Origin of the sequence: Paenibacillus sp. FSL R10-2771 (assembly GCF_038000205.1) — a bacterium.
In the GTDB taxonomy this organism is placed as follows: domain Bacteria; phylum Bacillota; class Bacilli; order Paenibacillales; family Paenibacillaceae; genus Paenibacillus_AQ; species Paenibacillus_AQ phytohabitans.
Genome location: NZ_JBBOBM010000001.1, coordinates 460,692 through 473,677 on the forward strand (window position 1 = coordinate 460,692; position 12,986 = coordinate 473,677).

General features: G+C 52.0%; 13 protein-coding genes and 1 other annotated feature. Of the genes, 7 read left to right on the plus strand and 6 right to left on the minus strand.

The window, feature by feature from the left end; all coding sequences use genetic code 11:
* Positions 1-222: 222 nt before the first annotated feature.
* A complete protein-coding gene (locus NSU14_RS02055; RefSeq protein ID WP_042139842.1) occupies positions 223-633 on the plus strand; it encodes a hypothetical protein in 411 nt (136 codons plus the stop codon).
* A gap of 133 nt (positions 634-766) precedes the next feature.
* Here NSU14_RS02055 and NSU14_RS02060 read toward each other — a convergent pair whose 3' ends face one another.
* On the minus strand, positions 767-1,000 hold the full coding sequence (locus NSU14_RS02060) for an alpha/beta-type small acid-soluble spore protein (protein WP_039307200.1): 234 nt from the start codon (positions 998-1,000) through the stop codon (positions 767-769).
* 101 nt (positions 1,001-1,101) lie between these two features.
* Positions 1,102-2,073: an aldose 1-epimerase gene (locus NSU14_RS02065; protein ID WP_340942458.1), complete on the minus strand. Its 972-nt coding sequence runs from the start codon at positions 2,071-2,073 to the stop codon at positions 1,102-1,104.
* Positions 2,074-2,207: 134 nt separating this feature from the next.
* Positions 2,208-2,451, plus strand: a binding site (T-box leader).
* A gap of 63 nt (positions 2,452-2,514) precedes the next feature.
* On the opposite strand from NSU14_RS02065, the gene trpS reads away from it, so the two are divergent.
* Positions 2,515-3,504 (plus strand): tryptophan--tRNA ligase, encoded by a 990-nt coding sequence (gene trpS / locus NSU14_RS02070; RefSeq protein WP_042139840.1) that lies wholly within the window; start codon positions 2,515-2,517, stop codon positions 3,502-3,504.
* Here trpS and NSU14_RS02075 read toward each other — a convergent pair.
* Positions 3,501-3,692, minus strand: coding sequence for a hypothetical protein (locus tag NSU14_RS02075; RefSeq protein ID WP_042139839.1), 192 nt, complete (start codon positions 3,690-3,692; stop codon positions 3,501-3,503). The two genes, trpS and NSU14_RS02075, sit on opposite strands and share 4 nt — an antisense overlap.
* A gap of 449 nt (positions 3,693-4,141) precedes the next feature.
* Positions 4,142-5,146, minus strand: a complete 1,005-nt coding sequence (locus NSU14_RS02080; protein WP_042139837.1) for a metal-dependent hydrolase — start codon at positions 5,144-5,146, stop codon at positions 4,142-4,144.
* 258 nt (positions 5,147-5,404) lie between these two features.
* On the opposite strand from NSU14_RS02080, the gene cyoE reads away from it, so the two are divergent.
* Positions 5,405-6,337, plus strand: a complete 933-nt coding sequence (gene cyoE / locus NSU14_RS02085) for a heme o synthase (protein ID WP_042217328.1) — start codon at positions 5,405-5,407, stop codon at positions 6,335-6,337.
* A gap of 56 nt (positions 6,338-6,393) precedes the next feature.
* Positions 6,394-7,011, plus strand: a complete 618-nt coding sequence (locus NSU14_RS02090; RefSeq protein ID WP_144026206.1) for an SCO family protein — start codon at positions 6,394-6,396, stop codon at positions 7,009-7,011.
* A 94-nt stretch (positions 7,012-7,105) separates the two neighbouring features.
* On the opposite strand, the gene NSU14_RS02095 is transcribed toward NSU14_RS02090, so the two are convergent.
* Positions 7,106-7,456, minus strand: coding sequence for a DNA primase (locus NSU14_RS02095; RefSeq protein ID WP_039307212.1), 351 nt, complete (start codon positions 7,454-7,456; stop codon positions 7,106-7,108).
* Positions 7,457-7,637: 181 nt separating this feature from the next.
* On the minus strand, positions 7,638-8,813 hold the full coding sequence (locus NSU14_RS02100; protein ID WP_042139836.1) for an MFS transporter: 1,176 nt from the start codon (positions 8,811-8,813) through the stop codon (positions 7,638-7,640).
* Between the two features lie 256 nt (positions 8,814-9,069).
* Here NSU14_RS02100 and NSU14_RS02105 point away from each other — a divergent pair, with 256 nt between their 5' ends.
* The 3 genes from NSU14_RS02105 (at position 9,070) to NSU14_RS02115 (ending at position 12,900) form a co-directional block, all read left to right on the plus strand.
* Entirely contained in the window at positions 9,070-9,513 is a 444-nt protein-coding gene (locus NSU14_RS02105) for a hypothetical protein (protein ID WP_042139835.1), read from the plus strand.
* 51 nt (positions 9,514-9,564) lie between these two features.
* Positions 9,565-10,707: a transglutaminase domain-containing protein gene (locus tag NSU14_RS02110; protein WP_340942465.1), complete on the plus strand. Its 1,143-nt coding sequence runs from the start codon at positions 9,565-9,567 to the stop codon at positions 10,705-10,707.
* A 111-nt stretch (positions 10,708-10,818) separates the two neighbouring features.
* Positions 10,819-12,900, plus strand: coding sequence for a peptidoglycan D,D-transpeptidase FtsI family protein (locus tag NSU14_RS02115; protein WP_340942467.1), 2,082 nt, complete (start codon positions 10,819-10,821; stop codon positions 12,898-12,900).
* Positions 12,901-12,986: the final 86 nt, after the last annotated feature.

Sequence of the window (12,986 nt, forward strand, 5' to 3'; positions counted from 1 at the left end):
TGCGCATTCCTAGGGATAATAACCCAATTATGTTGAATAATGTTGTATGCGTTTAATTAGTGACCTATAATGTGCCTAAAGCCTTATATAAGGGCTGTTAGGCTGATATTTTACTACTCTGTATTTTTGCCCACACAAAACTTAAGCCATAGCTTACGAAACGTGTTTGTGAAGCTGAATCATGGAATTTGTATCACCCACAAAACTTCTAGGAGGATATGTATGTTGAGGACGGAACAACTATCGCTGGCAAGACAAATCGATCTGGTGTTTAAGGAACTGCAGGAAGAATTGTCAGGATTGACTTCCGGTATCGTATTTGTGCAAATCAGAAATAACGTCATCGGCAAGTTCGGCATCCGCCATAATCCGCTTGCCGGGCGCAGCGGGAGCTATGCAGCGGAGCAGGAAGGATTGACTGCGGGTCAGCAATCTTCTTTCCGGGTGATGGCTCTGGAGAGCCTGAAGTACAAGAAGCGCTGGACTCATGGCGAGATCAGCTATGAATTTGCCGTCCGCCAGGGGATGGTGGTTGTGGATGCGACACTGGAGTCTAATTACAATATGGCCAACCTGATGATCCGCTACCCCCGCAGTAACCATGGCGATGTCTCTGACCAATCCTTTGGCTGATTACCCGATTATATAAATCTTTGGTATGCCCATATAAAAAGCCCCCCTGCGCTTCGACGAGAAGCGCGGGAGGGCTGTGAAGCTGCTCGGCCTAAGCTATGCGCTTGGCCGGATACTTATGATAAGGCTGCTACTACGAACGACCGGACAGTTGTTGCTCTGCCAGTTGCACCAGACGTTTGGTGATGTATCCTCCCAAAGAACCGGTTTCGCGGGAAGTGTAGTTCCCATAATAACCGTCAGCCGGGATAGTTACTCCAAGCTCTTGTGCTGCTTCATATTTCAACTGCTGCAGCGCTGCATTCGCTTGAGGAACGACCAGGTTGTTAGAACGGCTACCACGACCTTGTTGACCTGCTTGACCCATGTTTGTTCACCTCCTTCGCCCGTTGTGAAGATAGTATGAGCGCTAGGGGGAGAATTCATGCACGAATTTCGAAGGTTTAGAGGCTGGTAATTATATGAAATTTACCCGCCGGGATAAATCATCTGCAAGCTGCTGCCGAACACGAGTATCTGGCCTGGTTCAAGCGTGACCATTCCGGTGAAGGAAGCATCCTGCTGAAGATTCGGCGCATCCGGAAGCCAGGTGAGCGGTTCAATGCAGAGGAACTGGTCAGCCTCTCCTTTGGTATAGAGGACCCAATGGCGGAATTGTTCCTTGTCCACCGAATAACGCAGTCCGTAGCCGTCATCGCGCATCAGTAACGCTTCGGCAGGCTGATGATCATCCATCCTCAGGGCCGTATCCAGATTCTTGCCTTGGAGATTCATATGGCTGTTAAGACTATCGAGTTCACCGAGCGGTAATAAATGTCCGCTAGGCAGGAGTTCATTATTTAGCTCATAAACGCTTTGCACAGGGAGAGTTATGCTCCAGCGCTCAGGGGCGCCGTCAAGCATAAACCATGTATGATAGCCTATACCAAATGGAATGCGACTGCCGCACAGATGGGTAACCTTGAGTGTCTGCACCAGGTCAGGCCCCTGCAGGCGGAATGTCATCTCAAGCTTCAGCGGCTCGGGAAATTGCCTGATCCACTCCGGATCATCCGTAGTTGTGAATTCGGTTGTTACCGCGCAGCCTTCCTCGTCTTCTTCAATATCGCTGACACACCAGGCTTGGGTACGGTGCAGGCCGTGAATATGATGATCGCCTGAATTCCGGTCGAACTGGTAGCTGGTGCCATCGAACGCGAACTGCCCGTTTCGGATACGGCCGGGCGGTACCAGAAGCGGAATACCGAAGTGATAAGGTTTCTGAATATAAAAAGCCAAGTCGCTTTCATCAGGCTGGCGCAGGATTTGCCGCTCCTCCTTGCGGTCCCATAAGGAAATTACATTGTTCCCCAGCCGGGGCAAAAGCGTGACTTCCAGCTCACGGCTATGCAAAATGTACGTATCATAACCGTTCCACTGCCCTTTGGTCACCTGTTTCATAAGAGATATGCTCCTTTGATAAACTGTAATCAGATCATACACGAATATCCTTATCATACCAGATTTATTCGGCGGTGGTTAGAGATTTGACAACTTCTCCGGCACGCTCTATGATGAAGGCAACAATGAATGACAACAACGTGATGACAGGGACAAGTAAGCATGGACTGTACCTTCAGAAAGCCGGTGGCTGATGTGAACCGGTGGTGCACCTCTGACCGAATGGACCCTTGAGCGCCGCGATCGAACAGGCTGCATAAGCCTTCAGTAGACCGGCCGGCTCTTCCCCGTTAACGGAAGCAAAGGCTGCTTGCCTGTCCTTCAGGGATAACTTAGGAGCAGCGAATAAGGGTGGTACCACGGTCTCACGTCCCTTGCGGATGTGGGGCCTTTTTGCGTCCTGACGCAAACGGAATAAACAGATGATGGAGGATAAAGATCATGGCTAAAAAAGTATTATCGGGGATTCAGCCCAGCGGTTCGCTCACGCTCGGAAATTATATCGGAGCGATCAAGAATTTCGTCAAGCTTCAAAGGGAATATGAATGTTACTTCATGGTGGTGGATCTGCATGCCATTACGGTTGCCCAAGACCCCGCTGCCCTTCGTGAGAATTCGGAATCGGTAGCTGCATTGTATCTGGCTGCAGGCATTGATCCTGCCATCTCCCATGTCTACATGCAGTCCCACGTGCCTCAGCATGCTGAGCTGGGATGGATTCTGACGACACTGACTGCTATGGGTGAGCTGGAACGGATGACGCAGTTTAAGGATAAATCGGCAGGCAAAGAATCCGTAGGAGCCGGATTATTCGTATATCCATCGCTGATGGCTGCAGATATCCTGGTCTACAACGCCGATCTGGTACCGGTGGGTGAAGACCAGAAGCAGCATCTGGAGCTGACCCGCGACTTGGCGGGGCGCTTCAATCACCGGTTCGGTGATTTCTTCACCATTCCTGAGCCGTATATTCCTGAAGTCGGGGCGCGGATTATGTCTCTGGATGACGGGACCAAAAAAATGAGCAAAAGCGACCCAAATGCCGGCAGCAGAATCGGTCTGCTGGATCCGCCGGATGTCATCCGCAAAAAGATCAGCCGCGCAACCACGGATTCAGGACGCGAAGTGGTATTTGATCCGGCCAATAAGCCTGAGATCAGCAACCTGATGAGTATCTATGCCGAATGCTCGGGAATGAGCCTCCAGCAGATAGCAGACAAGTATGAAGGGCAAATGTATGGCGGCTTCAAAAAAGAGCTTGGCGAAGTAATCGTCGCCCTGCTTGAACCCATCCAGCAGAGATACCATGAGATCCGCAGCTCAGGCACACTGGGCGATATTCTGGCTCAAGGTGCCGAAAGCGCGCGCAGCAGTGCTGCCCGGACACTGGAAGGCGTGAAGGAACGGATGGGCTTCCTGCCTTACCGTTAAGAGGAGGGCAGCTTGCGCTCGGCCTTGCGTCTCAGCCGGGCTTTGATGATGAAGCCCCAGCCGATATTGAGCACGCACAGGGCGCCGAGCAGCAGCGCCAGCCAGATGTTATAGCTGATTGAAATGGAAGCTGCCGTAAGTATGAGAATTGAAGAGCAGGCGAACCACAGTGACAGACCTTTACCCATATGTTCCAGCCTTCCTTTCTGCTGCAATAGCGGTGGAGTGAGTCCCGGAGTGCTTTCTGCACCCCGGGATTTTCAATTCATATCATGAAGTATATACTGTAACCGCTTTATTGTGATTGTGCCTTATGCGGTCCGGGGCGTCAAGAGGCGGCAAGAGTATTAGACCTCAGGAAGATTTAACCTGCTGCAATTTTAGAACCAGTAAAGGTCCAATGACGGAATCCTGCACAGAATACAACATTTTCTTTATTAAATCGCCTCTAATCAAAAATTGTTGCACAAAAGGCAGCATTCTCCTCCTTCATAGCCGCTTAAGCGGGGGAATTGCTGTATTTCATACAACAATTCGTAAAGAGGGTGAACTTCAACTCATTGCCCGTATAAATTAAAAAGATGGCATCCGCATGGGCGGATGCCATCCATCTACATGATATGCCTTGTTTACGCTGCTATGTCTTAACTGTCCCCGGATCAATGGCGAAGCGCTCGTCGAGCTTCTCACTGCTGAGCCAGCCTACATAAGTATTCAGCGGATGATACTGGTTGTCCATGACCAGTACTGCAACGAACGGGAATTGCTTACGGTGTAAATAACGAACATCCCCCCAGCGTACAATATAACCAGAGGGCAGCTCTTCGACCTCGGCGACAGCGTAAGAGGTAAAATACAGAAAAGCCTGAATATCCGGATGGGATTTCGAATGTTCAACCGCGGGGTGAGTGGAGCACACCGCATGCTTGAACCATTCCAGCTTGCCGTTGTTCAGCAGTCCGACGTTGTAGCTGCCATCCGGCTTGGCTTTGACCACGTTCCAGCGTGTAGGCGAAATCGTAGGGATGACAAAGTACCGGTCACCAGCATTATGGTGCACATCCTTGTTCTTGATGTTACGTGTGATACGCGCATGTACGAGCGTCCGCCAGATGTAATACAAGACGATGCTTGCGTATAGGGTAATGAACAAGGGTGCCGGAGGCACAATCCCGCTGATCCAGAGAATGATCGCTGCCGCATGGCTGCCGAAGATGAACGGGTCGAAGATGTGGATAATATTCCAGGCAATCCATTTCTCGGTGAACGGGCGTGCCGCCTGGGTCCCATAGGTGTTGAACAGATCCGAGAACACATGGATGGCAACGCCGATGAAGCTCCAAAGCGCAATATGGCTTAAGGCATGGAGATCCGTTAATCCGAAGACCGGACCTATGACCACTGTGATCAGAGCCGGCCATAACAGTAAAAAGGGCAGGGAATGGGTGATTCCCCTGTGATTGCGGATATAAACTGCGTTGTCCTTCAGCCGCAGCGCAGTATCAGCATCCGGTGCCTGAGAAGCGAGTACAGTAGCGACCATTACGGCACCGGCAAGTGTCCCATTCGCGGCGACTGAAGGATCAACGAACGACAGACCGGCGAGTCCCAGTCCCATAACAAAATGTGTAGCGGTATCCATTGGTCAGATCTCCTTTGTACGGAAGTTCTCTATTAATAACTACCCAATTTAGCGTCCAGTTATTTAGGGGGGAGGAAATAAATATTGTCACGTAATTGTCGAATTGATGAACATCATGGTCAATGATTGTCAAAGTCTTTCCCAGTTTGCTATGATAAAGTTAATAGCGGAGCGAGTAATATTATCCAGATGCAGCCGAACGGTTACTAAGGCTCCGGCGGAACGTTAAGAAGTCCCTTAGAAGGAGGAACACCATACGTGGACAATCAATTGAGATATCAAGCTTCTTCCGATTCCGCATCAATGTCTGCCAAGTCTCCACCGGAAGGTGCAAGCTGGCGCGACTTCATTACGGTGACGAAACCCGGTATTATCCGTTCCAATCTGATCGCTGCTTTTGCAGGCTACTGGGTAGCTTCAGGCTGGGATGTACAGTATGGGCGCTTAATCCTTACCCTGCTAGGCACTATGCTGGTTATGGCCTCGGCCTGTGTATTCAATAATTATTTCGACCGGGATCTGGATATGAAGATGGAAAGAACCCGTGAGCGGGGCTTGCCTACAGGCAGGCTGAAGCCTCAGACAGTGCTGCTGTACGGCATTGGGCTGGGTATTGCCGGCCTGGCTGTGCTGTTTGCTTTTTGCGGAGTACTGGCTGGACTGTTTGGCATCGTCGGCATGTTCGTATATGTTGTAGTGTATACCCTTTGGCTCAAAAGAACATCTACCTGGAGCACTTCCGTGGGAGCCATCTCCGGTGCCATGCCGCCTGTAATCGGTTATGTGGCTGTTACCGGAACCGTAGACCTTGGTGCCTGGCTGCTGTTCGCCATGCTCTTCCTGTGGCAGCCGCCCCACTTCTGGGCACTTGGTATCCGCCGCAAAGAGGAGTACAGGGCCGCAGGGTTCCCGCTGCTTCCAGTGGTCAAAGGGACGCGCCGCACCAAGTTCCAGATGATCCCTTATGTGGCACTGCTGCTGCCTATCCCTGTACTGATGTACATGTATGACTATGCAGGAATATTTTATCTGATCGTATCGTCAGCTTTGTCGCTGGCCTGGCTCTATTTAACCTTAATCGGATTTAAGGCGAAGGATGATGATGCCTGGGCCAAGAAAAATTTCTTCTTCTCCATTAACTATCTGACCATAAGTCTGATTGTGCTGGTATTGAATACGATCCACGGTTAAATTTTAGATACACGCGGTGGAAGTACGGATTCTTATGATGAATGGGGAGGGGTCCTGTGCAGACCTTGAAACGCTATAAATGGACCTGGCTGATGCTGCTGGCGGCGGTAATTATGGCCGTCTATCTGGTAGTGAATTCGCTTAGCTTCGGAGACAAGAAGCTGCCGGTCATCGGGGAGGTACAGGACTTCTCTCTGGAGAATGTGGATGGACAGCAGGTGAGCCTTGCGGATACGGCAGGCAAAGCAAGGCTGGTCTATTTCTTCTTCACCGAATGCCCGGATGTGTGCCCTATTACTACTTACATGCTGTCACAGACACAGGATCTGCTGGTGAAGGATGGCAGCTTCGGCAAGGATATTGAATTTGTCTCCATTTCCTTTGACCCGGAGAACGACACACGTGAAGCGATCAGGGCATTTGGCGACAAGTTTCATGCCGATTATAACGGCTGGTATTTCCTGCGCGGGGATCAGGAGCAAGTGCGCAAGCTGGCGGCTGAATCATTCAAGGTTCTGATCTACGGTAACAGTAAGGATGATTTTGCCCATGCCAACCTTATTGGTCTGGTAGACCGGACCAACCGCCTCCGGGGATTATATGATGCCGGGGATACGGAGAATGTGACTCCGGAGTTTCTGGCCGAATCGGTTAAGAAGCTGGCCCGTGAATAGATTTGCCCGAATAAACCAAACGCCTTGCCGGACTCCTTCCAATTAAGGAGGGACCGGCAAGGCGTTTTTGGTGTTGACTATAGACCGAAGCCAGCTAGTTGTTGCTGAACGGCTGCGGATAGAGAATATATTCCTCAAGCCCGGCTTTTTCAAGCTGGGTGATGCTGTACTCGTCAGGAGTGCCTTCGACACCGGCATAACCCCGCCGGGTATACATATGCACCGCATCGGGAAAGGCATCGCGCAGTACGCCGCGGATTTTTTTGCCGGAGCTGTCATTGTCCATATACAGGTATACTTCTCCATCACCGACAGTGCGGCGCAGGGATTCCAGCTTGAGTGTGTTCAAGGTGCCGAAAGTGCACAGAATGTCGACCTCCGGCGCGAGCAGCCGTCTCAGCCGGCTGCGGTCATTCTTGCCTTCGACAATAATGGTAATGGACATAGGTGCTCACTCCCGGATCGTAGTTGGTTATGACGATATTGTACCTAAGCTTCGCCAATTTTAACAGTTCAAAGAGCAATATGTATTCATTCCCCGGGAAATGTCGTAAAAACAAACGTCATCAAACAAACAATCACCCGGCAGAAAAAATGCGGGTGATTGCTGGCGAATGCGGCTGGAATCAGGCGGCATGGCCGTTCAAGCCCGGAGAATAAGCAGCGGGACTGCCGGATCTTCCGGGGGGGAGCAGCAGAAGGGCTGTCATCAGCAACACGAAGGCAATGAAGTAAGGGGAGACATAGTCCCGCAGCTGTCCGGCGGCTACCGGCCCGGCAAATGCCCCGAGCGACATAGCAATGGATTGCAGCGAGAAGGTACGTCCCATCCGGCCTGCACCGCCCAGACTGATGAACAGGGAAGCCATGGCCGGGAATAACACACCTTTGGCTGCGCCCAGCATGAACAGAACGACTCCCGCCGGGATGCTGCGGAAGGCGGCCAGAGTGAAGAAGCAGATCGCCATTCCCAGCAGGGCGGCAGCAATGCGGATGCCAGGGGCCAGCCGGTTCAGGAAGAACAGGCTGAGGGTTAGTAGTGCCCCGAGGCTGAGCAGCGACAGCAGAATTCCGGTCGAAATCATTCCGCCGCTTCCTTGAGACAGCGGAAGTTCAAAGAAGAGTACCCCTTGGGAGCAGGATACGAAAAAAGGCAGCAGATAGTAGCGCTTAGAGACTGGAATAACGGCTGACAGCGGATTCGCCGCTTTCTCCTGCGGCAGCGGCAGAGCGGGTTTGTGTACAGCCAGCGCAGGAGAATGCTTCGGGACACTGAAGAAGGCCATCACACCTGTCAGGATGAGCAGCCAGCCCAGCGTGCTGAAGGTACCGGAATAGCCGGCCTTGGCCACGATGAACGCACCGGCCGCCGGTGAGACCACAGAGGCCAGCGTGTGGATGATTCCGTGGCCTGACATGTACTTGCCCTGGGTAGCCGGGTCAGAGGAGAGGGAGGCCAGCAGGGTCATGCAGGCAGGCGAGAGGAAGGCCAACGCGAAGCCGCTTGCTGCGCGCAGCAGCAGCAGATGCCAGGGCAGCTGCGCATGAGCCTGGAGCAGCAGGATTAGTCCGGCTGCTGTAAGGGCAAAGACGATGTAACGGCGGCTGCCGTTGCGGTCAACCAGTACACCGGCCAGCAGGTTGCCGGGGAGGTGGGTCAGCGAATACATCCCCATCATCCAGCCGATAAAGGCCGGCCCAGCTCCCAAAGACATGGCAAACGGCGTCAGAATGGGATACTGGGCATGCAGGTCAAAGAAGGCAAGGAACAGAAACAGATACAGCCACAGCGCGGTTTTCACGGGTAACACCTCCAGATTGGTGGCCAGCCGATGAGTAATGGAACGGAATTCACTTGGAAGAAACGGCCTACTTGTACTTTACGTGCACCGGAGGGGGCTTATACCATTTTCTTGGCCAGACTCTGTATGCGCTTCTGCAGCCCGGGAACCATGAATTATAAGAGGTATTCATGTATAATAATTATTATTAATGATATGTCTGACGGGACAGGAGTCCCGGAGTGGCGAAATTTGCGATAGGGGTGTTGTGAAATTGATGGATCCGGCAGTGTGGTCACAATTTATCAGAGAGAATTGGCTTGTTATCGTTATTGCGCTTGTCCTGCTGTTTGCAGTAATTAATCTCGTTAAGACTGTATTGAAATGGGCAATTGTTATCATTATCGTTGCAGGCCTGTTCATCTACAGCGGGGTGACCATGGATCAGATAGGTAATGCTGTTAACAAAGTGGCGGACGGGACGGTCAGCACACTGAAGAACGAAGCGCAGGAAGTCATGCTTAAGGAAGCGCAGGATGCGGTGTATACCTCCGGCGGTGATGGCACTTTTACGATCACTACTCCAAACCTGGAAGTGAAGGGCTCCGCCGCAGAGGATAAGGTTGAAGTAATCTTCCGCGGGGTCAGTCTTGGAAAGTGGAGTGTAACGGATACCACCAAAACATTTATCGATGAAGCCCGGAAACAGGCTGGCAAATAAAAGTGCAGCTGAACTTTGGGCAGGCTGGCCGCAGAAGGAGGAGCGAGAGAGATGCTGAACAGCTGGTTAGATAGTCTTAGTGAAGCCAATATCATCTCGATCGTCCTGCTGGTGGTCGTGCTGTTCTCCGTACTGCAGGGATGGGGCCGGGGCTTCAAAAGGGCGGCCGGAGGGCTGTTCGGACTGCTCGGCTCCGGAATAATGGCGATCGCGGCCCTGATCATGGCGGTTCCGGCTGCTGTATACCTCTCGCCACTAGCCGGGGAGTGGGCATCAGGCGTTGTTCTGCCTGACATCCGGCTGAGCCAGTGGCAGCAGGTGTATTATACAGCCGTATCGGTGCTGGCGAACTCGCCGCTTGTGCGGTTCCTGCTCCTGCTGCTCCTGTCCTACAGTCTGATCCGCCTAATGCTGGGTCTGCTGTTCCTGCTGCTGCCTTTCCGCCTGCCGCGGTTTTCGTCAAGGCCGGGAGGGAAGATCACGGGGGCCAGCCGCTTAAGCGGAGCCGTTCTAGGCTTCGCCGCAGGGCTTGCCCGCGCACTTGTCCTGGTCTTCGCGCTCTACATCGGCGTAGGGCTGAATCCGGACAGCGGCTTCAGCCGCTATGTGGAGTCCTCGCCGATCTACAGCCAGAGTGCGGCAGCGGTATTTGAGCCGCTGGCCGGTGAACAGGTCCGGGGGAAGCTTCCGGTGCTGACCAAGGCGGTAGCCGCCGAGATGAATGATATTCTGCGGCGCAAATATGAAGTGATCGACCATGATATCTCCGCGGACATCGCTGGTGCAGCCGCAGATGTTGCCGGACAGGCTGACGGGGATGAAGAGAAGGCCAAGCTGCTCTATGATTGGATCGGCTCACGCATCACCTATGACTATACCAAGGCAGAGAACTATGAGCAGAAACGGATCTGGCATGAGCAGACCCCGCAGGATACCTTTGATACCCGGCTGGGAGTATGTATAGATTATGCCCGTCTCTATGCCATGATGGCCCGTTCGCAGGGCCTTCAGGTGCGGGTTGTAACCGGCAGAGGCTATGACGGGCAGGGCGGTTATGGTCCCCATGCCTGGAATGAGGTCTATATCAGCAGCAGGGAAGCCTGGATTCCGCTGGATTCTACCTGGGCCAGCAGCGGTAACTGGTTCAATACCAAGGATTTTGATTCAACGCATATCAAGGAAAACATCCTCTGACAAGAAGCGGGAGCTCCTCCATCTATGGTACAATAACAGCGTGTAAGAAGAGCTCTGCCTGTGGACTGCCGGATATACGGTTTTGCATAACATACAAGGAGAGGACATGCTGTGAGATGGTTCGGTAAGCCGGGCTCCCGCCCGGATGGAGGTTCTGCCCGAAACTACCTGAGTTTACGCATAAATCTGTTTTTCTTCGGCACTTTTTTTATTTTCTGCATTATTATTATCCGCCTTGCAGGGCTGCAGTTTGTGGAGAGTCCTGAGCTTACTGAGGTCGAGGCCAGCCGGGAGACCAAGGATGTGCCGCTTGCGGCGATCCGGGGAATTATTCATGCTGCCGGCGGTGAGAAACTTGCCTATTCCACATCCATTCAGTCGTTATATATCACTTTAACCAAAGAATATACAGCCAAAGCCAAGAATAAGGACACCGGAGTATACGACTTCACTGCTCAAGCCAAGGCAAGGACGAAGTCACTGGTGGCGCGGCTCACGTCAGTTTTTAATGAATATGGTGATCCTTCCGCCAAAAAGCTCTCGCAGGAGGATATCCTTGCTCTGCTGGATCTTGATTATAAGAAATCGCTTGGTTATGTCCCGCGCAAAATCAAGACGGGGCTGACGGTGAAGGAAATCGCTCATTTCATGGAGAACAAGGAAAGCTATCCTGGGGTAGCTGTTGTGGAAGAAAGCGTCCGCCATTATGACAAGGATACAGTGGCAGTTCAGACGGTAGGCTATATGAAGCTGTTCCGTTCTACAGAGGACTATAATATATACAAGAATATCCGTAATGCCATGAAACAAACGGGTGCTGATCCCGGCCTGACTTACAGGGAAGATGAATTTGTCGGCATCTATGGTCTCGAACAGCAATATCAGCGCGAGCTTAGAGGCAAGAACGGTTATCAGACCCTCTCCGTTAATCCGCAGAACATGGCTGAGGAAGTCATTGCATCGGTTCCGCCTGTCAAGGGCAACGATATCTGGATGACGATCAATAAAAACGTGCAAATGAAGACAGAGCAGGCCATTATGGATCAGATCCGCTGGCTGCATACCAATCCGGTCCAAGGCAAATATCATCCGGATGCCCTAACCGGGTATGCGGTTGCGATGGAAGTAGATACAGGCAATGTAGTAGCGATGGCCAGTATGCCGGACTATGATACGAATGTCTGGAATGCCGAGAAGCTGCTGCCGGAAGTATACGATAAGATCAAGGATAATTACCAGAACGGGACGATTAATGAGAATATCTCCGGCTTCTCAGGCAATGGGCTGAAGTCCTTGATTTTCCTGGGTTCCACAATCAAACCGTTAAGTGTGTTAATTGGTCTCAATGAAGGCTTATTCACCACCACCGATACGTATACGGACAAGGGAATCGCGTATTTCGGCAAGGATGACAGTTCCTCTGTAAGCAATTCCTCAGGGCACGTCCTGGGGCCGCTTGATCCGGCCAAGGCGATCCAGGAGTCATCCAATGCTTTTATGGTAGACTGGGTCGGCAATGCGCTCTATAAGAAGTATCAGAGTGAAGGAATCGCGGTATGGGACAAGTATATGAAGGCCTTCGGACTTGGGGTTTCGACACAGAGTGGACTGCCGGGTGAGAGTGCCGGAGTTGCCGATTATATCAACACGAAGCAAGCGGGTTCTGTCCAGGCGGCGTTAGTCTTTGCCTCCTTCGGTCAGAAAGGCAAGTATACCGCACTGCAGCTTGCCCAATATACAGCGACGCTTGCCAATGAAGGGGAACGGATCAAGCCGCAGCTGGTCAGCAGGATTACAGATGCCGGAGGCCATACGGTCAAGGAATTCGGACGGGAAGTTCTGGACAAAATTACGTTTGATCCTTCGTACTGGAAGGAGATCAAGCAGGGGATGAACACGTCGGTTAAGGTGTTTGACGGATTCCCGTATGACTTTGCCCGCAAGACAGGGACCTCTGAAATGGATGCGTACGGTGCGGTCCGTGACAACGGAGTCTTCATTGCTTATGCTCCGCGCGAGCATCCCAAGCTTGCTGTAGCGGTGATTATTCCGGAAGGCGGCTTTGGATCGAACAGTGCTGCACCGGTGGCCCGCAAAATATTTGAAGCCTATGACTCAGAATACGGGCTCGATGGAGTCCCCCAAAAAAATCTTCCGCCAGTAGAGCAGAAACAAGAGTCAACTGTGAACTAAGAGGTTTATATTATTTTTCCCGCTGAAACGGTGCTGTCCTTATCAAGGGCAGCCAAGCCGTTTCCACTTGAGATGTAGAGGAGTGA

Excerpts from the sequence above, each read along its gene's own strand:
- NSU14_RS02055 (WP_042139842.1), top strand. The coding sequence starts at position 223 with ATGTTGAGGACGGAACAACTATCGCTGGCAAGACAAATCGATCTGGTG.
- NSU14_RS02060 (WP_039307200.1), bottom strand. The coding sequence starts at position 1,000 with ATGGGTCAAGCAGGTCAACAAGGTCGTGGTAGCCGTTCTAACAACCTG.
- NSU14_RS02065 (WP_340942458.1), bottom strand. The coding sequence starts at position 2,073 with ATGAAACAGGTGACCAAAGGGCAGTGGAACGGTTATGATACGTACATT.
- trpS (WP_042139840.1), top strand. The coding sequence starts at position 2,515 with ATGGCTAAAAAAGTATTATCGGGGATTCAGCCCAGCGGTTCGCTCACG.
- NSU14_RS02075 (WP_042139839.1), bottom strand. The coding sequence starts at position 3,692 with ATGGGTAAAGGTCTGTCACTGTGGTTCGCCTGCTCTTCAATTCTCATA.
- NSU14_RS02080 (WP_042139837.1), bottom strand. The coding sequence starts at position 5,146 with ATGGATACCGCTACACATTTTGTTATGGGACTGGGACTCGCCGGTCTG.
- NSU14_RS02095 (WP_039307212.1), bottom strand. The coding sequence starts at position 7,456 with ATGTCCATTACCATTATTGTCGAAGGCAAGAATGACCGCAGCCGGCTG.
- NSU14_RS02105 (WP_042139835.1), top strand. The coding sequence starts at position 9,070 with ATGGATCCGGCAGTGTGGTCACAATTTATCAGAGAGAATTGGCTTGTT.
- NSU14_RS02110 (WP_340942465.1), top strand. The coding sequence starts at position 9,565 with ATGCTGAACAGCTGGTTAGATAGTCTTAGTGAAGCCAATATCATCTCG.